This is a genomic window from Priestia sp. SIMBA_032, from assembly GCF_046535215.1.
GTDB classification, from domain to species: Bacteria; Bacillota; Bacilli; order Bacillales; family Bacillaceae_H; genus Priestia; species Priestia aryabhattai.
Genome location: NZ_JAWRXD010001647.1, coordinates 1 through 232 on the forward strand (window position 1 = coordinate 1; position 232 = coordinate 232).

Below are 232 nucleotides of genomic sequence, written 5' to 3' on the forward strand. Positions count from 1 at the left end.
GCGGCGGAGGAGGCGACGACGACTACCTCGTCAAGCGGGTCGTCGGCCTCCCCGGCGACCACGTCGCCTGCTGCGGGACCTCCGGACGCGTGAGCGTCAACGGCACGGAGATCCAGGAACCGTACGCGGTCGTGCCGGCCGGCCAGCCGGCCGCCTCGGCGTTCGACGTCACCGTTCCCGCCGGAGCTGTATGGGTGCTGGGCGACAACCGCTACAACTCCCGCGACTCGAG

At 72.0% G+C, this 232-nt stretch carries 1 protein-coding gene; it reads left to right on the forward strand.

The window, feature by feature from the left end; all coding sequences use genetic code 11:
• Nucleotides 1-232, forward strand: a 232-nt coding sequence (gene lepB / locus SB717_RS39855; RefSeq protein WP_410908887.1) for a signal peptidase I, incomplete at both ends; no start/stop codon positions are given.